Origin of the sequence: Pseudomonas sp. UME65 (genome assembly GCF_014170225.1) — a bacterium.
Lineage (GTDB): Bacteria > Pseudomonadota > Gammaproteobacteria > Pseudomonadales > Pseudomonadaceae > Aquipseudomonas > Aquipseudomonas protegens.
In genome coordinates this window covers 758,683-778,555 of the sequence record NZ_LZZQ01000016.1, presented here as the reverse complement: position 1 = coordinate 778,555, position 19,873 = coordinate 758,683, and the positions used below count along the sequence as shown (strand labels likewise).

Here is a 19,873-nt window from a genome sequence, read left to right as displayed (position 1 = left end):
GCACCCGCGCAGCCAAAGCGGTAAGAACATGGATATGAGAATCCGGCAATGACGCAGATTTTCAGGCGCTCGGCCGACACCTGGCTGCGCGTAGGACTGTTGCTGCTGATCGCCGGGCTCTCGGGAGGTTTGCTTGTGGCGTTGACTCTGGACAGCACCGACTACCGCACCGGCCGTAACTGGGCGGTCGAGCAGCCATTGCCCTTCAGCCACGCCCACCATGCGGGCGAACTCAAGATCGACTGCCGTTATTGCCACAGCGCGGTGCAGTCCTCCGCGATGGCCAGCATGCCGCCCACTGAAACCTGCATGAGTTGTCATTCCCAGGTATGGACACAAGCCGATGTGCTGGAGCCGTTGCGCAAGAGCCTGCGTGAGCTTGAGCCCTTGCATTGGCAACGCGTCGCCAAGCTGCCGGACTACGTGTATTTCCATCACGGCGTCCATGTGAACGCCGGCGTCGGCTGCAGTGAATGCCATGGTCAGGTCGACCGCATGCAACTGATGTTCAAGGCGCAACCGCTGAACATGGGCCAGTGCCTGGCCTGTCACCGTGACCCGGCGCCCCATCTGCGTCCCCTGGAGCAGGTCACCAATATGCAGTGGAAACCTTCCGAGGACCGTCGTCAATTGGGTGAGCGCCTGATGACCGCGCGGCACATCGATACTCGGGACCTTACTGACTGCGGGACGTGCCATCGATGAGTAAGCCGCTGGACTTCTCCGTTTTGCGTGAACAACTTGCCGGGCTTGAGGGGCAGGCTTATTGGCGCGGGCTTGAGGCGCTTGCCGAGTCCCCTGACGCTCAAGCACTGATAGAGGCGGAATTTGCAGGTGTGGCGCCTCTGATGGATCGACGGCGTTTCCTGCAGTTGATGGCGGCGTCCATCGCCATGGCGGGGTTGGCCGCCTGTGGCAAGACCCCGGAACAGGCGGTGACGGCGGTCCGTCAGCCGGTCAACCTGACGCCAGGCGTGCCGGCCTGGTACGCCACCGCCATTCCGTTTGGCGGTGTTGCCCAGCCCGTGTTGGGCAAGACCGTTGCAGGCAGACCGATCAAGCTTGAAGGCAACCCGGACCATCCCATGTCGGGCGGCGCCTGCGATGCGTTTACTCAAGCGGCGATCCTGCAGCTTTATGATCCGGACCGTTCCCAGGCGCCGCGTTTCAAAGGCCGCGAAGCCAGTTGGCCGAATGTGCGCGCAGCGCTGGCCCATGAGCAGCAGGTGTTGGACAGCGCTCGCGGCAAGGGTTTGAACATCGTCTGCGGGGCCAGCAGTTCACCGACCCTCAGGCGCCAGCTCGACCAACTGCAACAACGCTGGCCCGAGGCGCGCCTGTACCACGGCGAAGCCTTTGCCGAGACGGCCGCTCTGCGAGCCAGCGAGCGGGTGTTCGGTCAGCCATTGGCCGCGCAGGTTCACCTAGAGCAGGCCGAGGTGCTGGTGTGCCTGGAATATGACCCGCTGGGCAGCGGTCCGTATCAGACGGTGCTCCAGCGCGGCTGGGCTGAACGTCGCCGCCAGGCAACGAAGGGTGAGGGCGCCGCGTTGGTATTCGTCGCTGAAAGTGTTCCGAGCCTCACCGGCGCTGCCGCCACCGCGCGCTTGCCCGCGGCGCCGTCGCAGTTGCCCGGCCTGCTGCTTGCGTTGGGCCAGGCGCTGGGCCAGGACCTGCCCGGAGCGCCGCGCCTGAACTCGGCGCAACAGCAGTGGGTGCAGGACGCCGCCGCTGCGCTCAAGGCCCACCCTGGACGCGGCCTGATCGGTATCAGCCAGCAGGCATCCGAGGCGTTGCAGGCGCAGGTCATGCAGCTTAACCAGCGCTTGGGGCACGCAGGCCAAACGTTGGACTGGCAGGTGCCGAGGTTATTGGGTTACGAGCCCAATCAATCGTGGGGTTCGCTTGCGCAACTGAGCCAGGAAGCGGTGACTCATTTGCTGATACTCGACTGCAACCCGGTGCTAAATGCCTACCTGCAAGATGTGCTGCCCCAGGTGCCATTTCGCTTGCATGCCGGGCTTTACTACGACGAAAGCGCCGCGCAGTGCCATTGGCACCTGCCGCTCAATCATGCGCTGGACGGTTGGAGCGATGGCCGCGCGGCGGACGGCAGTGCCTGCATCGTCCAGCCGCTGATCGAACCGATGTATTCGACGCGCACCTTGCATCAGGTCCTCGAGTTGCTGATGCACTCAACCGAGGCCGATGCCTTGGCGTTGGTGCGCGCAACCTGGGCGTATATCGCGCAGCAACAATGGCGCGAGGCATTGGCCAATGGCTGGATTGAACCGGCCCCAGCGCCAGTCAAGGTGGAGGAAATAACGCCAATTACCCTCGCGGCGGCCGACATCGGCGAAGGATTAGAGGCCGTAATCCGTCCCGACCCGACCGTGTGGGACGGGCGCTTCGCCAACTCCGGCTGGCTGCAGGAATTGCCCAAGCCCATCAGCACCCTGACTTGGACCAATGTGATCGGGCTTTCGCCACACCTGGCCGAACAGTTGGGTGTGAGCAACGGCGACGGTATAGAGGTAACACTGGCGGAGCAGACCGTGCGCGGACCGGCCTGGGTTGAACCCGGGCAGGCCGACCAGGTCATTGCCTTATACACCGGCTACGGTCGCAGCCACGCCGGGCGCGTCGGTGATGGCCTGGGTTACGCGGTGAAGCCCACTGAGCAATTCTCCGTCAGTGCCTCCCTACGAAGCACCGGCGAGCACTTTCCCTTGGCGGCCACCCAGTCACATCACCGGTTGCCTGAAGCGCAGGAACCGCCCATCCGTGTGGTCTCACGCGCCAAACCACAACTCGCGACCCAGGCCATTCCCGCGTCGCTCTACAGCCCGGTGGCCGACAGCGGCCCGCAGTGGGGCATGGTCATTGATCTGGACCTGTGCACCGGCTGCAATGCCTGTGTGGTGGCCTGCCAGGCCGAGAACAACATCGCCGTGGTCGGCGCCGAACAGGTCGCCCAGGGGCGCAGCATGCACTGGCTGCGCATCGACCATTATTACCAGGGGCCGTTGGAGGCCCCACGTTCGCGCTTCCAGCCATTGCCCTGCATGCACTGCGAGCAGGCGCCCTGCGAAACCGGTTGCCCGGTCAACGCCACCGTGCATAGCCGCGATGGCTTGAACCAAATGGTCTACAACCGCTGCATAGGCACACGCACATGCGCCTCTTACTGCCCGTACAAAGTGCGGCGTTTCAATTGGCTGGACTGGAGCGCCGACGCCGCGCCGTCGATTCAGGCCCAACGCAACCCCGAGGTGACGGTACGCTCCCGCGGCGTGATGGAGAAATGCACGTACTGCATCCAACGCATCAGCAACGCCCGCACGGACAACAAGCAACACGGCGATGATTTCGACCCCTCTGCGGTGGTCACCGCTTGCCAGCAAACCTGCCCCAGCCAGGCCATCCAGTTTGGTGACATCAACGCGCCCGCCAGCGCTGTCAGTCTCGCGCGCCGCGATCCCCGCCATTACCGCTTGCTGGAAGCCCTCGGCACCCGGCCGCGTACCAGTTACCTGGCGCGCATCGAGGAGGAGGGCGCCGGCGATGAAGGCTGAGCCGCTGCTGCACGCCACCGGGCATTTCCTGCCAAAGGACTTGAGCGACCAGCAGGTGTCGCGGCAGGTGTTCGGGCCATTGCAGCAGTTCCCCCGGCGCGTTGCCTGGCGCTGGATGTTCGGTGTCGGCCTGGTGTTGTTGCTGGTGTACCTGGGTTCGGTCGCTGTGCTGCTGCGCAATGGCGTGGGCATGTGGGGCAATAATCAGCCGGTGCATTGGGGCTTTGGCATCCTCAACTACATCTGGTGGCTGGGGATCGGCCACGCGGGCACGTTTATCTCGGCCTTGCTGTTGCTGATCGAGCGGCCCTGGCGCCATACCCTCAACCGGCTGGCAGAGTTGATGACGCTGATGGCGGTGATCTGCGCCGCGCTGTACCCGATCCTGCACCTGGGCCGTCCCTGGCTGTTCTACTGGACGATGCCCTACCAGAATGAAATGGGGTTATGGCCGCAATTCAAAAGCCCGACGGCCTGGGACATGTTTGCGATCCTGTCGTACCTCACAGTGTCGGTGCTGTTCCTGATGGTGGGCGCCATTCCGGATTTTGCTACCGCCCGTGATCGGGCCAGGACGCCGTTTCGCCAGGTGGTCTATGGCTTGCTGGCGCTCGGCTGGCGCGGGTCGCAACGGCATTGGGCGTTGTGGCGGCGCACCACGCGGGTGCTGGCGATCCTCGCGATACCGCTGGTGTTTGCGGTGTCGAGCGGCTATTCGTTTCTGCTGACCATGGGCACCCAGAGCGGTTGGCACTCCACCCTGTTTCCCGCCTATTTTGTGGCCGGGGCGGTGTTTTCCGGGTTCGCCCTGGTGGCGCTGCTGGCGATTGCGGTGCGCTGGATACTGTGCATCCAAAGCCTGATCACTCCACGCCATCTGAACATGCTCGGCTGTCTGTTGCTGACCACCGGCTGGATGACCACCTACGGGTATCTGGCCGATCTATTCATGCCGTTCTACAGCGGCGACGCCCATGAAATCGAGGTATTGCTTGCGCGCATCAGCGGCGCGCATGCCTGGAGTTTCTGGTTGGCGATCGTCTGCAATGTCGGGGTGCTCCAGGCGCTCTGGTGGCGAAACGTGCGCCAAAGCCCGCCGCGATTGGCACTGGTGGCGCTGGCCGTGCTGGTGGGGATGTGGGCCGAGCGTTTCATGCTGCTGATCCCGCCGCAGACGCGTGATCTGCTGGTTTCCAGCTGGGGCGATTACACGCCGTCCCTGTGGGACTGGACGCTGTTTATCGGCAGTTTCGGTGTGTTTCTGGTGCCCTATAGCCTGTTCCTGCGCTATGTGCCGATGGTTTCCGCGTTCGAGGTCAAGCAGGCGCTGCATCAGGAGCGCGGCGATGGCTGAGTGCCTGGGTTTACTCGCGCGGTTCCCGGCGCCCCAGCCCTTGGTGGATGCCGCCGTGAGCGCGTGGGACCTGGGTTATCGGCGGCTGGATGCCTTCGCGCCGTTTGCGCTGGAAGCCTTGGAGCCGGTACTGGCAGTCGACGCCAGGCGCGTAGGGCGCATGGCCTGCCTGGGGGCCGGGCTGGGCATCGTCCTGGCGCTGGTGATGCAGATCGGCTCGGTGTGGGCCTATCCCTTGAACATCGGCGGGCGCCCCTTGGTGGCGTTGCCTTCATTCGCCGTGGTGACGTTTCTGTTTGCCGTGGTATTTGCAGCTATGGCGGCCATGTTGACCTTGTTGCTGTGCAGTCGCCTGCCGCGCTTGCATCATCCGTTGTTCGGCGTCGAGGGGTTTGAAGGGGCCAGCGATGATGGGTTCTTCTTGTTTATCGATGCGCGCGACCCGCTGTTTGACGCACACCAGACCCACGCATGGCTGGCCGAACGCGCGCAGAGCGTGCAGGAAGTGGCGCCATGAATGCCCGGCCATGGGCATTGAGCCTGGTGCTGCTGTGCAGCGGCTGCGATGACATGTCACGCCAGGCCAAGGTACTCGAACAGCGCGCCGGCGCGTTGTTTGGCAATGGCCTGAGCAGTCGCCAGCCTCCCGCCGGCAGTGTGGCGCGCGGGCAACTGCAACGTGAAGCGCTGGCCCGACAACGGCCGGCCCTGAGTGCGGACTTGCTGGCACGTGGCGAGGCGGGTTATCAAACATTCTGCACGCCGTGCCATGGCCTGGGCGGGCTCGGCGATGGGCTGGTGGTGGGCCGTGGTTTTCCGGCACCGCCGTCGTTTATCGAACCGCGGTTGCTGAACGCCTCCGATGACCAACTGATGCAGGTGATTGCCGACGGGCGAGGCTTGATGTACGGCTACGCGTCGCGCATTCAGCCCGATGAGCGCTGGGCGATTGTCGCCCACTTGCGTGTGCTGCAGTTGAGCCAGCACGCCGACCTGCAAACGCTGCCGCCGACTGTGCGGCAGGCCTTCGAGGAGTCCGGCCAATGAGCCGGTGGTGGTTGCTGGCTGCCGCCATCGGCCTTGCCGTGCTCGGCGTATGGCAGCCTGCCTGGGTCGGTGCGGGCGCCCTGGCGGCAGCGGTCAATGGCAGCAATATCGCGCTGGGTTGCCTGCTGCTTGCGTTGCTGACGCCTCTGGTCAGCGGTCGCTGGCAGCCTTTGCTGGATCCCGGCAGTCGCTTGGGTGCAAGCGCCGTGTTGCTGATCATCCCGATGCTGTTGCCGGTGCTGGTCACTATGCCCTGGGTGTACCCCTGGTTCGATCAGGCGGCCCCGGGCTTTCGTGGCCTGTGGTTATCGCCGTGGTTTTTTGTGCTACGCACTCTGGTGTACGGCGGGCTTGCCTGGGTGTTGCACGGCTGGGTGGGTAAGCGCAGTGCGGCGGGGTTGATCCTGTACGCGCTGGTGGCGAGCCTGGCCGCCGTGGACTGGCTGATGTCGTTGCAGGCGGGGTTTGTCTCCAGCGTGTTCGGCCTGTTGTTGATTTCCCGGCAACTGCTCGACGGCCTGGCCTTCGCCGGGCTGTGTGTGTTGTGCTGGAACGTGGTGCTGCTGCCCGCCCGCCAGTGTGTGCTGTTGCGCGGTCTGCTGGTAAGCGCCTTGGCGTTCTGGATCTACGTGCAGTTCATGCAGTACCTGATTATCTGGTCGGTGGACCGGGCGCATGAAACGGCCTGGTACCGCGTGCGCGAGACGGGTGGGTGGGGCGCACTGACGGCGCTGTTGGTCGCCGGGCAACTGGTGTGCCTGGTGGTACTCGCGTCGCCATGGGGCGGCCGAATGAATGTGTTGACGTGGGGCTGTGCGACGATCTTGTTGCTTGGGGTTGTCGAGTCGATGTGGATCAGCCTGCCGTCGATTTTTCCCGAGGCCACCCTTGGCATGCTCCTCACCGCTGTGCTGTGCCAGGGAGTGTATGCCGCAGCGTTGTTTGCCGTGTGGCGGCGGCAGTGGCTAAGGAGGCGCCATGACCGCTGAATACCAGCCCAACGATTTTGACGGTAAAAAAGCCGCCCGGGTAATGGTGCTGCTGGGAGTGGCCATAACCCTGAGCCTGGGCGGCGTGGCCTGGTTGTTGAGCGGCTACCGTCAACAGGTGCAACAACCGCCGATGAGCACACTGGAACGCCAGCGCCTATTGCCCCCTGAGCCGCGTCTACAAGCTGATCCCCGGCAGGCGGGTGAGCGGCAACTGGCCCGCCAGCGTCTGCATCTGGACAGTTATGGCTGGGTCGACCATGAGCATCACATCGTGCACTTGCCATTGGCACAGGCCCGGCAATTGCTGCTGGAGCGAAGATGGCCTGATGAGCATTGAGCGCGTGCTGCTGGTCGTCGTATTGGTGTGCTGTTGGCTGCCGCAAGCGGGCGCCGCGCAGCCATTCGACCCCTTTACCGCCGCCGGAATCGATACGGCCCACGTCGGCCGACCCTTGGCGCTCGACAGTCGCTTCACCGACCAACAGGGCCGCCTCGTGCGTCTTGGCGATCTGCTCAAGGGCCAGCCTACATTGCTGGTGCCCTTGTACTACCGTTGCCCGAACGTCTGCGGAGCGGCGCTTTCGACACTGTTCAGCCAACTGGCCAACCAGCCTTATCGCCTGGGCCGTGACTTCCAGGTGATCGCTTTCAGTTTCGACCCCCGCGAAGACGTGGGCGCCGCCCGGGAAGAGTTGGCCAAGCTCAGCCAGCACTGGCCAGCGCTGGCTGACGAGCCTAGTGTGCACCTGCTGACTGGCGATGCGTCGGCCAGCCAGGCCCTGGCGGACTCGATCGGCTTCGGCTATCGCTTCGACCCGCAACAGCAGCAATACGCCCACAGCTCGGCAGTCGCGGTGGTAACGGGCGACGGACGGCTGTCGCGCTGGCTCTACGGCCTGGGCTACCAGCCCAGCGACTTGCGCCTGGCATTGACCGAGGCCGGGCAGGGCAAGTTGGGGGCCATCAAGGAACAACTGTTATTGCTGTGCTACCACTACGACCCGCAGAGCGGCACCTACAGCAGCCGGATCATCCTGCTGCTGCAAGTGGCAGGCGTGTCGACGGTGCTGGTGCTCGGCCTGCTGATTTTGCGGGCGGTGCGGCGCGAACGTAGGGAGGCCCGATGAACGAACACTTTCTGCGCCTGTGGCCGGCGCAAGCCTCGGATTACGCAGTATCGGTCGATTGGCTGGTGATCGGCTTCACCGCCATGATGGCGCTGTTCGTAGTGCCGGTGTTCGTCGCGCTGTGGGTGTTTATCTGGCGCTATCGGCGCGGCCGTCCGGCCGACCGCGACCATCGCCCGCAAAGTAATCTGCCTGTCGAGCTGGCCTGGATCATCCTGCCGTTCATAGGTTCGCTGGTGGTCTTCCTGTTGTCGGCGCGGTTGTTTTTCATCGCCCGCACGCCGCCGGAGGATGCGCTGGAAGTGCAGGTCACCGCGCGCCAATGGATGTGGAAATTCCAGCACCAGGGTGGCCAGCGGGAGATCAATACCCTGCATGTGCCGGCCCGGCGCCCGGTGAAGTTGACCATGATTTCCGAGGACGTGATCCACAGCCTGTTTTTCCCCAGCCTGCGTATCAAGCAAGACGTGTTGCCGGGGCGCTACAGCATGTTGTGGTTCCAGGCCGAGCACAGCGGCACCTACGAGGTGTATTGCGCCGAATACTGCGGCACCGACCACGCGGCAATGCTGGCGCGCCTGGTGGTGCTCAACCCCGCCGATTACGAGCACTGGCTGGCAGACAACGGTAGCAGCGCCGACCTTGCCCGTCAGGGCGAGACCCTGTATCGCCAATACGGTTGCGCCAGTTGCCACGACTCAAGCAACGCGCCGCCGCTGGCCGGGGTGTTCAACCGTTCGGTGCAACTGGCCGACGGCAGCCAGGTTAAAGCTGATGAAGCCTACCTGCGCGACAGCATCCTGTTGCCGCAAAAACAGTTGGTAGCCGGCTATCTGCCGATCATGCCGACCTACAGCAATCTGTTGGATGAAGAGGCGGTGCAGCGGCTCGTTGCTTACCTGCGCGAACTTCCGGAGAAACACCAATGAGCCAACCCAGCTATTTGCATGCACAGGGCCTGCGGTCATGGTTGCTGACCCGCGATCACAAACGTATTGCGGTGCTGTACATGCTCACCGTGACCTTCTTTTTCTTTGCCGGCGGGCTGGCGGCGAGCCTGATCCGCATCGAACTGGTCACGCCGGAAGGGGATTTGCTCACTGCCGATGGCTACAACCGCGCGTTTACCCTGCACGGGGTGATCATGGTGTGGTTTTTCCTGATTCCGTCGATTCCGAGCGTGTTCGGTAATTTCCTGGTGCCAATCATGATTGGTGCCAAAGACATGGCCTTTCCGCGCCTGAACCTGTTCAGTTGGTACTTGCTGCTGGGTGGCGGCCTGTTCACCTTGCTGGCGCTGCTGCTCGGCGGGGTGGACACCGGCTGGACCTTCTACACGCCGTTGTCGACGATGTTCAGCAACGGCCATGTGGTGGCGGTGATCTGCGGCGTATTCATTGCCGGGTTTTCGTCGATCTTCACCGGCGTCAATATCATCGCCACCGTGCATACCCTGCGCGCGCCGGGCATGACGTGGATGCGCTTGCCGCTGTTCATCTGGTCGATGTACGCCACCTCGATCATTCTGGTGCTGGCCACGCCCGTGCTCGCGATCACCCTGGTGCTGGTGGCCGCCGAGCACCTGTTCAACATCGGTGTGTTCGACCCGAAACTGGGCGGCGACCCGCTGTTGTTCCAGCATCTGTTCTGGTTCTACAGCCACCCGGCGGTGTACATCATGATTCTGCCGGCCATGGGGGTGGTCAGCGAGTTGATCACGGCGGCAGGGCACAAGCGCATTTTCGGCTACCGCTTTGTCGCCTGGTCCAGCGTGGCGATTGCGGTGATCGGCTTTCTAGTGTGGGGCCATCATATGTTTGTCGCAGGGCAGTCGATGTATGCCAGCCTGGTGTTCTCATTGTTGAGTTTTCTGGTGGCGATTCCGTCGGCGATCAAGGCCTATAACTGGAGTGCCACGCTGTACAAGAGCGACTTGACCTTGCATGCGCCGTTTCTGTTTGCGTTGACGTTTATCGGGCTATTTATCGTCGGCGGCGTCACCGGGCTGTTCCTCGCGCTGCTGGCCGCCGACTTGCATGCCCATGACACCTATTTTGTGGTCGCGCACTTCCACTACATTATGGTCGGCGCCGCCGTGGCCGGGTACTTCGGGGCCTTGCATTTTTGGTGGCCGAAGATCACCGGCCGTCTTTACTCGCAACTGTGGGGCAAGATCACCGCGATCCTGATTTTCTGCGGCTTCAACCTCACGTTTTTCCCCCAATTCCTTTTGGGTTACCTGGGCATGCCGCGTCGCTACCACAGTTACGACCCGGACTTTCAGTTCCTCAACGTGATGTCGTCGGCCGGCGCATCAATCCTGGCGCTGGCCTACGTGTTGCCGTTTTTCTACCTGCTCGGCTCCCTGCGCTGGGGCGAGCGGGCACCGATCAATCCCTGGCAGGCCGCCGGGCTGGAGTGGCGCGTGGCTTCGCCGCCGCCGCTGCACAACTTCGAAGCGCCGGTGACGGTGGATTTCGAGGCCTACGATTATTCCCCTGGGGCCCGCCGTGATCCGCTCTGACGAGAGGCCCGCCGAACCGTTCGTGGCCTGGGCCCAGCAACGCGAGGCCGCCCGCCTGGGCATGTGGCTGTTCCTGGCCAGCGAAGCGATGATGTTCGGCAGCCTGATCATGGTGGCGTGGTTCTTTCGGCTGCGTCATCCGGACGGGGTGGCGGAGGCCGTGGCGGGCCTGCATTACCTGTTGGCGACGGGCAATACAGTCCTGTTGTTGACCAGCAGTTTGTTGATGACCCTGGCCGTCAGCGAGCCACGCCGGGTGCGCTGGTGTCTGCTGGGTGCGGCCGTATTGGGCGTGTTGTTCCTGGGCTGCAAGGGTGTTGAATACGGCCTGGAGATCCACGAAGGCGTGCTGCCCGGCTTTAGCGACCACTCAACTTGGCAGGCGCCGTCGGCGCAGCTGTTCATGAACCTGTACTTCATCGCCACGGCGCTGCACGGGGTGCATGTGTTGATCGCGGTCGGCCTGGCCCTGTGGCTGTACAGCGCCTTGAAGCGCGACCGGTTGACGCCTCATCAGGGCGGGGTGCGCCTAGAAATGATCAGCCTGTATTGGCACCTGGTGGACGGAATCTGGATCCTGTTGTTTCCCACTCTCTACCTGGTGGGGCGTTGAGATGAGCAAGGCGGGCGCGTTGAAAGTCTATGGGGCGCTGCTGCTGTTGCTGGCCGTGCAAATATTGTGCGTTCGCTATCAGCCCGGGTTCGGCGGCGTGATCATGCTCGCCGCCGCCGGCCAGTTCCTGCTGTTGTTGCTGTTCTATTTAGGGCTTTACCGGCACCGCGGCTGGGTACGCCTGTTTGGATGGGTGTATCTGCTGTGGTTGCTGGTAATGGTGGTGTTCATCTTGGGTGAGTCGGCGACGCGCTGAGCCGCACCGGCACCGATTTGGCGGCAGGCACCTTGCTGCGTTCAGCGTGGTGCCAGAGCGGCACCAGCGGGTTGCATTCGGGGTAGTACGCCGCGGCGCAGCCTTCGGGAATGTCGTAGGCGATGATTTCGAATGGCCCGACCTGGCGCTTGACCTCCGGTTCGATGGCAGTGGTCAACATCACCTGCGCGCCGGGCGTGAAGCCCAGGCGCACGATGTCGTTGCAGTGCATGAAAATCACCTCGCGCGTGCCGCTGACCCCGCGAAAGCGATCGTCATAACCGTAAATGGTGGTGTTGAACTGATCGTTGCTGCGCAGCGTCATCAGTTGCAGGACATCCCGTGCCGGTTGCGCAAGGTTCACGTCGTCATCTTCGGCCAGGGTCACGGGCTTGACGAACTGCGCCTTGCCGCTCGGGGTCAGCCACTTGCGCTGCGCGGCGGCAATCGGGCGATGGAAGCCGCCAGGCTCGGTCATACGGCTTTCCATGTCGTGGAATATCTGCGGGTAGATCTGCCCGATGGCCGTGCGGACCTTGGCGTAGTCGGTGCTCCAGGCCTGCCAATCGATGTTGCAGGGGTGGGAGAGGGTGGCCATGGCCAGCCCGGCGACAATGCTGGCTTCGGCGCGCACATGAGGGCCGACCGGCTCGCTGCTGCCACGCCAACTGTGGATGCAGCCGGTGCTGTCTTCTGTGGTGCAGGTTTGCGCCACGCCATTTTGCCGGTCTATTTCGATGCGACCCAGGCATGGCAGCAGCCACTGGTGACGCGCCGGCAGCAAGTGCGTGCGGTTGAGCTTGGTGGCGACCTGTACGTTCAGGTGCAACCCTTGCCAGGCGGGCTCCATGCGCGAGGTGTCCGGAATTGCCCGTAGAAAGTTGCCGCCCAGGCCGACAAAACCGCGCACCTGGCCGCTGAGAATTCCTTCGCACGCATCCACCGTGCACACGCCCATTTTCTCTGGCACCTTGAAGCCGAAGTGCTGCTCGATCAACTCCGCCGGTACTTTTTTCGGGTCTTCGGTAATGCCCACCGTGCGCTGGCCTTGCACATTGGAGTGGCCGCGCACCGGGCAGATCCCGGCACCGGCCTTGCCGATATTGCCGCGCAGCAGCATCAGGTTGACCAGCATCTGCACATTGGCCACGCCGTGTCGATGCTGGGTCAGCCCCATGCCGTAGACGAACATCACGCGTTGGCTGTGGGCATACACGGTCGCGGCGGCTTCCAGTGCGCCGCGCGTCAGCCCGCTCTGGTGCTCCAGGTGTGCCCAAGTACAACCACGCACGTAGGTGGTGAAGACTTCGAAGCCTTCGGTGTGGCGGGCGATGAAGTCATGATCGAGTACGGCCGGGCTGCCTTGTTCGGTGGCGAGGTCATCCATTTCCAGCAACGCCTTGGCAATACCGGTGATCGCTGCCGTATCACCGCCGATTGCCACCTGATGGTACTGGGTGCTGATCAAGGTCGAGTCGGGCGTAAGCATTTCCGTGGGGGACTGCGGGTTGACGAAACGCTCCAAGCCGCGTTCGCGCAGGGGGTTGAAGGTGATGATGGGCACATCGCGTCGACGCACGTCCTGCAGTTGATGCAGCATCCGCGGGCTATTGCTGCCGACGTTCTGGCCAAAGAAAAACAGGCAATCGGTGTGCTCGAAGTCTACCAGGGTCACGGTGCCCACCGGCACGCCGATGCTTTCCTGCAACCCTACCGAGGTGCTTTCGTGGCACATGTTGGAGCTGTCGGGCAGGTTGTTGGTGCCGTAGGCGCGCGCGAACAACTGGTACATGAACGAGGTTTCCAGCGACGCCCGCCCGGAGGCGTAGAACACCACGCTGTCGGGGTCCATGGTCTTGAGTTGGTCGCCGATTTCACGGTAGGCCTCTTCCCAGGAGGTTTCCCGGTAATGATCAGTGTCGGGGTCGTAGCGCAGCGGGTGGGTCAGGCGGCCATGCTGCTCCAGCGCATAGTCGGGCCAGGTACGCAGGTCGGTGAGGCTGTGCTGGGCGAAGAATGTCGGGTCTGTCTTGAGGGACGTCAGTTCCCAGGCGGTGGCCTTGGCGCCGTTCTCGCAGAACTCCAGCGCATGGGGATGGCCGGGCTTGGCCCAGGCGCAACTGACGCACGCAAACCCGTCGGGCTTGTTCTGTTTGAATAGCGCGGCGGGCGCCTTGGCCAGCGCCTGTTCACGCCACAGTATTTGCATCACCGATTTGGCTGAACCCCAACCGCCGCAGGCGTTGGTATAGGGCTGGAAATGGCTTTTGGGGTAGATAAGCATCAGGCACTCCCGGGTCTTGGCTGAATACAGTTGGGACGGGCAGGTAGACGCAAAGGTTCGAGTGGATTCGTGGGTGGAAGATGCCGTTTGTCAGTGTTACTCGACATCAACTGAACCCCTGGACATTGAAGGTCCTCCACACCCCTGTGTGCATTGAACAGACAACTAGGTGCGTAACATGAAAGCAATCAGGATTGAGCAGTTTGGCGGCCCCGAGGTCATGCGCGTTTGTGACGTCGAGGTGCCGGAGCCTCTGGCAGGCGAGGTGCTGGTCAAGAATTTTTTCGTGGGTATCAACCCTGTGGACTATAAGATTCGTGAAGGTCAATACCCGGAGGTCAAGCAGGACAAACTCCCGCTGACCCTCGGCCGTGAAGTCGCCGGTCTGGTAGAAAAAGTTGGGCATGGCGTCAGCGATTTCAAGAAGGGCGATCGGGTGTTTGCGATGATTGGCGCCGACGGTGGCTATGCCGAGTATTCGCGGGTACCGGCGGTGCATTTGGCGCGTATTCCCCAGTCACTGGATTGGCAAGTTGCGGCCGGTGTTCCGCTGGCGGGCCACACCGCTTGGCAGGCCCTGGTGGAGCACGGACAGATCGAGCAGGGGCAGAAGGTGCTGATCCATGGCGGGACCGGCGGGGTGGGCCACTTTGCCGTGCAGTTTGCCAAGGTCAAGGGTGCCGAGGTATACGCCACCGCGTCGACGGACAGCCTGCCGTTCTTGCGCGAGTTGGGGGCAGACCGCGCGATCGACTACAAGACCGAGCGTTTTGAGGACATTTGCAAGGAGTTTGACCTGGTGATTGATTTGATCGGCGGCGACACGCAGGCCCGTTCCTGGCAAGTGCTGGGGGAGGGGGGCCGGCTGGTGTCGACCCTGAAGATGCCCGACGCCAGCCATCCGCAGGCAGCCGGCAAGACCGGCGCACGGTTTACCGCGGCGCCACGTGGCGAGGAGCTGACAGAGATCGCCGGCTTGATCGAGGCCGGCAATGTGCAGGTCTACCTCGCCAAGGTATTCGAGTTGGAGGCTGCGGTGCAGGCGCTGGATTACCTGGCCAATGAGCATGTGCACGGGAAGGTCGTGCTGCATATCAGTGATTGAGGAGGCGTCATGAACCCACCATCCAAACCCCATACGTCGGGGAAAATCGGGCAAAAGGTGCGGCCCGATACGGCAAAGCGCAACGACAAATCGGAGGACCCGACGGTCGACCGCCCCTGGAAGGCGGACGTCGATCAAGGCGGCGTCGCCCCTGGCGGGCCTTCAAAAGACCCTGAGTCAGGGGCGTGATACTTGACCGGGCGTCAGCCCTGTTTTCGACAGGGCTGACGGCTATCTTCGCGTTGTACGATGGATGCGCATCCACTCTTGGTAAGCGGCGGTGCGTTGCGCATCTGCAGCTTTCTTCGCTTCGATGAAGCGCGCCCATGTCTGCGCGTCGCCGCTGTAGGACTCGATAATTTTGTACGCTTGCGCATCCAGTCGATCGGCTTCGAAAAACATCTCGTTATTTCGCGCGACCTCATCATCGCGTGCTTGTCTTTTCGTATATCCAAGTGCCTGGCTGTTCATCACGTAAGGCCCTCCGCCCACTGAACCTGCGTCGCGGCGCTCCAGCGTACCTGCGTGATGCCGTATTTTTCCGCCATCGGCTTGGAAACACGCTTGAGTGTGTGTTGGCCAAATTTGGGTATGACGGCGGCACCTGCATCGCAGCTGGCCCAATGCCAAGCCTCGGCATTGTTCATTTGCGATGCGCGCACGATGAAGGACTTCGGTTCACCGTGAAGCTGATACTCGATGGTAAATAGATTGTTATCTTTCATGAGACCTCCCTATGCTCATGAATTACAGATATTTGACGTCAAAGAAAATTCAAAAAAATTGTCCGACAATGCTATGGATGAGCCTCGGCGCTTATCACACCTCAATCATCTACTGTAAACGTGACCCAGCCGGGCGCATCCGTGGGCCGATCTATATCGACGATGACGCCACTCACGGTGGAACCATCGGGTAAATGGACTGCGACAAAGTTAGGATTACCCGGCCAATCCAGTGGCTTGTCGAAGTCCAAACGCGCAATCGTTGGTTTTCCACTGCTGCTCAAATGGATCTCTGCTGACTCATTCAAACATTCATCCGAGGGTGTGCCCAAATGACGAGAGGCAGTCATTACGCTCGCGTTACCTTGGAAGTTGTAAGACATGCTGATTTACCTCATTTAAACGGGGCGGCTGCCCCCCATTTCAGTTATGCGGCTTGTTGTTTGTTGAATGCTTGCGAGCAATGACCACACCGCCGAGTAACAGCGCTGCGCTTGCTGCAACGAACCAATAAGGTAAGCGGCGTGTTTGCCGCCACCCGCCTTCAATGCGGCGCTCACCGCTGGCGGGTCCAAACAGGTTGCCCGACGAAGTCGCTGAGTGGGGTGCCCGTTGCAGGGCGGTGCGGGTGAGCCAGCCGGATACCTGGGGAAAGGCGGGCAGCAAAAAATGCGCGACTCGAGCGATGGTTGCGGCGGTACCGACAGTGGTGCTGTTCCTCGGTTGCAGCGCGCAAGCGACCATCGCCCGCGCCACCTGACGCGGATCATAGACCGGTGGCGGCGGCGTCAATGCATGGCCGGTAAAATTTGCGCCATCGCGAAAGCCCGGTGTATCCATCACGGCGGGATAGATGTCGCACACATGAATATTCGGGTAGCCGACCAATTCGCCGCGCAGTGCTTCGGTCAAGCCACGCAGACCGTATTTACTGGCTGAATACGCGGCGGCAAAAGGCTGGGCGACCCAGCTTCCCAGCGAGAGTGTATTGATCAGAATCCCGCTTTTCTGGGCTTTGAAATAGGGCCACGCCACGTGGGCGCCACGCAGGTAACCGAGCAGGCCTGTTTGCAGTACTTGTTCGTGTGCTTCCAAAGGCGTGTTTTCGAAGCTTCCGACGGCCCCTACACCGGCGTTATTGATCCAGATATCGATGCGGCCATTTCCGAAGGCTGCAGCCTTTTCCGCCAGCGCGCGCATTTGGTCGCCATGTGTCACATCGGTCTTAACGGCGATCGCCTGCGCGCCGCGTACAGCACATTCCTCGACCACTTCTGCCAGCGCCTTTTCATCACGAGCCGCCAAGACTAACCGGGTACTTTGTTCTGCAAATGCGTGAGCAGCAGCACGACCTATGCCGCTTGAGGCGCCGGTGATCACCACCGTTTTGCCGTGTAACTGGCCATTGTTTTTTCCCATTACAGGCGCGCGTGCAGGCAAATCCTCGGGCACATGAACAGGTATCGGATGGAGTTTCAAACGGGCACCGTCGGCAAGTACGAGGGTAAGGTTTTCAATCGTGCCAGCGACACGGTCGGGGAATACCGGGTCGCCTAAGGCGTCGAGCTCGTCGTAAATAAATGTCTGGCCCTCAAGCCACCCGACAGCCGTCAAGAGTTCGGGACCCAGGTAATATTTTCCATCCAGGAAAAAACCGCAAAAGCTCCTTGTTCGCTCCAGGCTCTCCACTGCGTATCGTTCGCCAGGATTCATTCCGGTTGCTGAATCAATCATCATGACATCCTCCTATCGCTGGTCTTGCGATAGAGAAGGGCCAGCAAATGATCGTTCAATCCAAATGACTGAGTGGTGCCTTCAGTGCTGATGGGCCGTTACAGTCGGATCGGTGATCTGAATAACGGTGCCCTGTTGCCATGCGTCCGCACCCGGTGCGATGGGTGGCGCAACTATATCGATGCGTGTCTTCTTCTTTTCGGTGCTGTCGATACCCATCCGCTTATCTCGCTCGGCGACCATCCGAGGGTCGGCCTGGCCATCGGTGGTAAACCCCATCATCAGTTGCGGCGCGCCCAGCGGCAGGCGTTTGTTGAGATCGGTATGCCAGGTATGCCAAGTCTTACCGTAGGTATGTACCAGTTTTTCCATCAACGCGTGCTCAGCCACTTCGGGGATTCCCGGCGCGACCAGTTGTCCTGATTTCACTTCATGCACATGGCTGTGCCAAAGCGCCTTTTCAGGGGTAGGCAGTGTGGTGAATAACTGCTCGCTGATGATGTATTCCACGCCCATCAACTTTGCATCCTTGCGATTGCCGTCGTAGATCACGCATTGAATCACCTCTTCATTGAGAATCGCGCAGTAGTGATGCGCTTCCATCTGCATCTCAGAATGGCCGTTATAAAAGTGAAAACCGTCCAGATAGGCGTTCAGTGCATCAACAGGCGCACGAGATTGGAGCCGGGCTGCCCCGGCTTCCAGGGTTCGGGTAGATGGAGCAGTGGGTTTACCGGGTGCCCCCACGTTCGAGGGAGAATCATTGCCAGCGCAGGCGCTTAACAGGGTAAAGGTTGCCGCCAAGGAGCATGACTTGGCCATTCTGGCTGTTTTGGTAATCATTGTCGTAGGTTCCATCCTCTTGCCTTCTCTCAAGCGAAATTGGGGAAAGTCAGGTTCAACTCTGTAGACGTTGGAAAACCTGACGCCGTGCACGTTCAAAACACTTTCGCTTGAACATTGATTGATTTGAAAGGTCGTTTTTTGGAACAGGGTAATAGCGCAATCGCTCGCGCGCAGGAGCAATTATCATGTTTGTCGCCGCTTCTATCGTGGAATACCTCAAACGCAATCGACTGGTTATTACGACGGCCGAATCTTGTACCGCGGGAAAAATTATCACTTTGCTTTCGGAGGTCGACGGAGGTGGGTCATGTATTGAGAGTGGTTATGTCGTCTATTCGCCAGAAGCGAAACAGCGGCTATTAAAAGTACGCGCACACACCATAAATACTTTTAATCTCACGAGTTGTGAGGTTGCTCGGGAGATGGTTCCCGGGGCGCTGGACGACAGTCCGGCAAATGTAGCCATCGCGACCACAGGCATACTGGGTCCGGATGTGATCGATGGGATACCTCCTGGAACTGTTTGTTTTGCCTGGGCCTATCGAATAGGGAGGGGTCTGAGCGTGTTCAGTCGAAAGGAACGGTTCATGGGCTCGCGCCAGGAGGTCCAATTGGCGGCATCCCTCCATGCCCTGAAATCATTGCCGCATTTTCACCAGCTAGCGATGGCGGGTGAGGGCACTTGGCGATCTCTGATCCACAGCCTGCGAAAGGCACCTTGATCGCCCGTTACTGGCCCTTCATCAGGAAATGGTAGCTGTTCGATATTCCTCAACTGCGCCGGGGTTGGCGCCTCGCGGCAAATATCCGCATGCTGGCCTGGCGGATAGGCGCCGACTACGAGAAAGTCTTTACTGGCGCTCAGACTGCAATGCCCGGTGCCTGCCGGCAACAGCAACACATCGCCTGTACTCACGTTCAGAACCTGCACTTGCTCGCCACCCAGCATCAGCTGAGCATAGCCGCTTGCGACACCTAGCACTTCGTGCCTCTGTGTATGGTAATGATGATAGCTGTAGATCCCGTCACGCCACTGAAGTGGCCAACCTTGGCTGGCGAACAATGCTTCAAACAGTGCCGCAGGGTCGTCGAGGGGCTTGGACAGTGCCTCTGAATAAAAAAGTACGGGCAGGTCCGGGTTATTGGGCACCGTATCACCGCGCTTAAACATAAGCGGTATTGGCGCAGCTGTACCATTCTCAAAGCCGTTCATATGGGATGCGCCATTTGAAATGCGGTTATTGAGCTGACTGCCACGTCCACTGCCCGCCGTCTTTCTCACAATCGATTTTGGCTTGCTTAAGGTCCTGTGCGGCATAGTGATAAGTCACCACCCCAGCGTTGCTGGGAAGCATCGCGCCTGCGTGGCCAGGAACTTTGGCGGTTGCATGAGGATTCGCAAGTGCCTCCTGTGTGAGTGTTGCCTTGCAACTGGCCGTATAGTCGCCGGCGCATTGAGCGATCTTGGTTTTTTTTGTGTTCATCATGTCCTTGTTTTCGTTGCTGCACGACCAATCGATAGCGTCGGAAGGCACGCCTTCGTACGTGTAGCAGGTGTGCTGTTCAACCACGGGTACTTGATCGCTCTGAGAGTGCGTGTAGACATCACACGCCGCAGCCAAGGCGTTTGAAAAGGTAAAGCACAACATCAAAAACATGGGTAGACGCAGGTTCATGATTGTCATCTCCAC

At 61.0% G+C, this 19,873-nt stretch carries 23 protein-coding genes; 15 read left to right on the top strand and 8 right to left on the bottom strand.

From position 1 onward, the window contains the following. Positions 1 to 48: 48 nt before the first annotated feature. From A9971_RS28695 to A9971_RS28640, 12 genes are read left to right on the top strand one after another with little or no spacing between them, the layout of a single operon-like run. Positions 49 to 705, top strand: coding sequence for a cytochrome c3 family protein (locus tag A9971_RS28695; protein WP_183000311.1), 657 nt, complete (start codon positions 49 to 51; stop codon positions 703 to 705). After that, a complete protein-coding gene (locus A9971_RS28690; RefSeq protein ID WP_183000310.1) occupies positions 702 to 3,575 on the top strand; it encodes a TAT-variant-translocated molybdopterin oxidoreductase in 2,874 nt (957 codons plus the stop codon). Before A9971_RS28695 ends, A9971_RS28690 begins: the two co-directional genes overlap by 4 nt. Next, positions 3,565 to 4,929: an NrfD/PsrC family molybdoenzyme membrane anchor subunit gene (gene nrfD / locus A9971_RS28685; RefSeq protein WP_183000309.1), complete on the top strand. Its 1,365-nt coding sequence runs from the start codon at positions 3,565 to 3,567 to the stop codon at positions 4,927 to 4,929. Before A9971_RS28690 ends, nrfD begins: the two co-directional genes overlap by 11 nt. Continuing rightward, positions 4,922 to 5,446 (top strand): DUF3341 domain-containing protein, encoded by a 525-nt coding sequence (locus A9971_RS28680; protein WP_183000308.1) that lies wholly within the window; start codon positions 4,922 to 4,924, stop codon positions 5,444 to 5,446. The genes nrfD and A9971_RS28680 overlap by 8 nt, the downstream gene beginning before the upstream one ends. Beyond that, entirely contained in the window at positions 5,443 to 5,976 is a 534-nt protein-coding gene (locus tag A9971_RS28675) for a cytochrome c (protein ID WP_183000307.1), read from the top strand. Before A9971_RS28680 ends, A9971_RS28675 begins: the two co-directional genes overlap by 4 nt. Then, positions 5,973 to 6,965, top strand: coding sequence for a hypothetical protein (locus tag A9971_RS28670; protein WP_183000306.1), 993 nt, complete (start codon positions 5,973 to 5,975; stop codon positions 6,963 to 6,965). Before A9971_RS28675 ends, A9971_RS28670 begins: the two co-directional genes overlap by 4 nt. Then, positions 6,955 to 7,305, top strand: a complete 351-nt coding sequence (locus tag A9971_RS28665) for a hypothetical protein (protein ID WP_183000305.1) — start codon at positions 6,955 to 6,957, stop codon at positions 7,303 to 7,305. The genes A9971_RS28670 and A9971_RS28665 overlap by 11 nt, the downstream gene beginning before the upstream one ends. Next, positions 7,295 to 8,095, top strand: coding sequence for an SCO family protein (locus A9971_RS28660; RefSeq protein ID WP_183000304.1), 801 nt, complete (start codon positions 7,295 to 7,297; stop codon positions 8,093 to 8,095). Before A9971_RS28665 ends, A9971_RS28660 begins: the two co-directional genes overlap by 11 nt. Next, positions 8,092 to 9,024 (top strand): cytochrome c oxidase subunit II, encoded by a 933-nt coding sequence (coxB, locus tag A9971_RS28655; protein ID WP_183000303.1) that lies wholly within the window; start codon positions 8,092 to 8,094, stop codon positions 9,022 to 9,024. Before A9971_RS28660 ends, coxB begins: the two co-directional genes overlap by 4 nt. After that, positions 9,021 to 10,619 carry a cbb3-type cytochrome c oxidase subunit I gene (locus A9971_RS28650; protein WP_183000302.1) on the top strand — a complete coding sequence of 533 codons (1,599 nt, stop codon included), beginning with the start codon at positions 9,021 to 9,023 and terminating at the stop codon, positions 10,617 to 10,619. The genes coxB and A9971_RS28650 overlap by 4 nt, the downstream gene beginning before the upstream one ends. Then, positions 10,606 to 11,232 carry a cytochrome c oxidase subunit 3 gene (locus A9971_RS28645; protein WP_183000301.1) on the top strand — a complete coding sequence of 209 codons (627 nt, stop codon included), beginning with the start codon at positions 10,606 to 10,608 and terminating at the stop codon, positions 11,230 to 11,232. The genes A9971_RS28650 and A9971_RS28645 overlap by 14 nt, the downstream gene beginning before the upstream one ends. A 1-nt stretch (position 11,233) precedes the next feature. Further along, positions 11,234 to 11,488, top strand: coding sequence for a hypothetical protein (locus tag A9971_RS28640; RefSeq protein ID WP_104993633.1), 255 nt, complete (start codon positions 11,234 to 11,236; stop codon positions 11,486 to 11,488). Here the strand turns inward: A9971_RS28640 and A9971_RS28635 are convergent. After that, positions 11,460 to 13,772: an FdhF/YdeP family oxidoreductase gene (locus tag A9971_RS28635; RefSeq protein ID WP_183000300.1), complete on the bottom strand. Its 2,313-nt coding sequence runs from the start codon at positions 13,770 to 13,772 to the stop codon at positions 11,460 to 11,462. The two genes, A9971_RS28640 and A9971_RS28635, sit on opposite strands and share 29 nt — an antisense overlap. Before the next feature lie 178 nt (positions 13,773 to 13,950). Between A9971_RS28635 and A9971_RS28630 the strand changes: the two genes are divergently transcribed. Together A9971_RS28630 and A9971_RS28625 are read left to right on the top strand one after the other, a co-directional pair. Further along, entirely contained in the window at positions 13,951 to 14,877 is a 927-nt protein-coding gene (locus A9971_RS28630; RefSeq protein WP_183000299.1) for an NADP-dependent oxidoreductase, read from the top strand. A 9-nt stretch (positions 14,878 to 14,886) separates the two neighbouring features. Further along, a complete protein-coding gene (locus tag A9971_RS28625; protein WP_183000298.1) occupies positions 14,887 to 15,066 on the top strand; it encodes a hypothetical protein in 180 nt (59 codons plus the stop codon). Between the two features lie 42 nt (positions 15,067 to 15,108). Here A9971_RS28625 and A9971_RS28620 read toward each other — a convergent pair whose 3' ends face one another. The 5 genes from A9971_RS28620 to A9971_RS28600 form a co-directional block, all read right to left on the bottom strand. Then, complete coding sequence (locus A9971_RS28620) at positions 15,109 to 15,348, bottom strand: hypothetical protein (RefSeq protein ID WP_183000297.1); 240 nt, start codon at positions 15,346 to 15,348, stop codon at positions 15,109 to 15,111. Beyond that, complete coding sequence (locus tag A9971_RS28615; protein WP_183000296.1) at positions 15,348 to 15,602, bottom strand: DUF6555 family protein; 255 nt, start codon at positions 15,600 to 15,602, stop codon at positions 15,348 to 15,350. Before A9971_RS28615 ends, A9971_RS28620 begins: the two co-directional genes overlap by 1 nt. Positions 15,603 to 15,703: 101 nt before the next feature. After that, entirely contained in the window at positions 15,704 to 15,985 is a 282-nt protein-coding gene (locus A9971_RS28610) for a hypothetical protein (protein ID WP_074846711.1), read from the bottom strand. Positions 15,986 to 16,025: 40 nt separating this feature from the next. After that, the gene (locus A9971_RS28605; protein ID WP_183000395.1) at positions 16,026 to 17,336 is read right to left on the bottom strand and encodes an SDR family oxidoreductase; all 1,311 of its coding nucleotides are present in this window, start codon (positions 17,334 to 17,336) and stop codon (positions 16,026 to 16,028) included. Between the two features lie 81 nt (positions 17,337 to 17,417). Further along, positions 17,418 to 18,179 carry an OBAP family protein gene (locus tag A9971_RS28600; RefSeq protein WP_183000295.1) on the bottom strand — a complete coding sequence of 254 codons (762 nt, stop codon included), beginning with the start codon at positions 18,177 to 18,179 and terminating at the stop codon, positions 17,418 to 17,420. Positions 18,180 to 18,367: 188 nt separating this feature from the next. Here A9971_RS28600 and A9971_RS28595 point away from each other — a divergent pair, with 188 nt between their 5' ends. Beyond that, complete coding sequence (locus A9971_RS28595) at positions 18,368 to 18,904, top strand: CinA family protein (protein ID WP_183000294.1); 537 nt, start codon at positions 18,368 to 18,370, stop codon at positions 18,902 to 18,904. Here the strand turns inward: A9971_RS28595 and A9971_RS28590 are convergent. Both A9971_RS28590 and A9971_RS28585 read right to left on the bottom strand, forming a co-directional pair. Then, on the bottom strand, positions 18,835 to 19,395 hold the full coding sequence (locus A9971_RS28590; protein ID WP_259652300.1) for a cupin: 561 nt from the start codon (positions 19,393 to 19,395) through the stop codon (positions 18,835 to 18,837). The two genes, A9971_RS28595 and A9971_RS28590, sit on opposite strands and share 70 nt — an antisense overlap. A gap of 25 nt (positions 19,396 to 19,420) precedes the next feature. Continuing rightward, the gene (locus A9971_RS28585) at positions 19,421 to 19,858 is read right to left on the bottom strand and encodes a hypothetical protein (RefSeq protein WP_138452273.1); all 438 of its coding nucleotides are present in this window, start codon (positions 19,856 to 19,858) and stop codon (positions 19,421 to 19,423) included. Positions 19,859 to 19,873 lie beyond the last annotated feature (15 nt).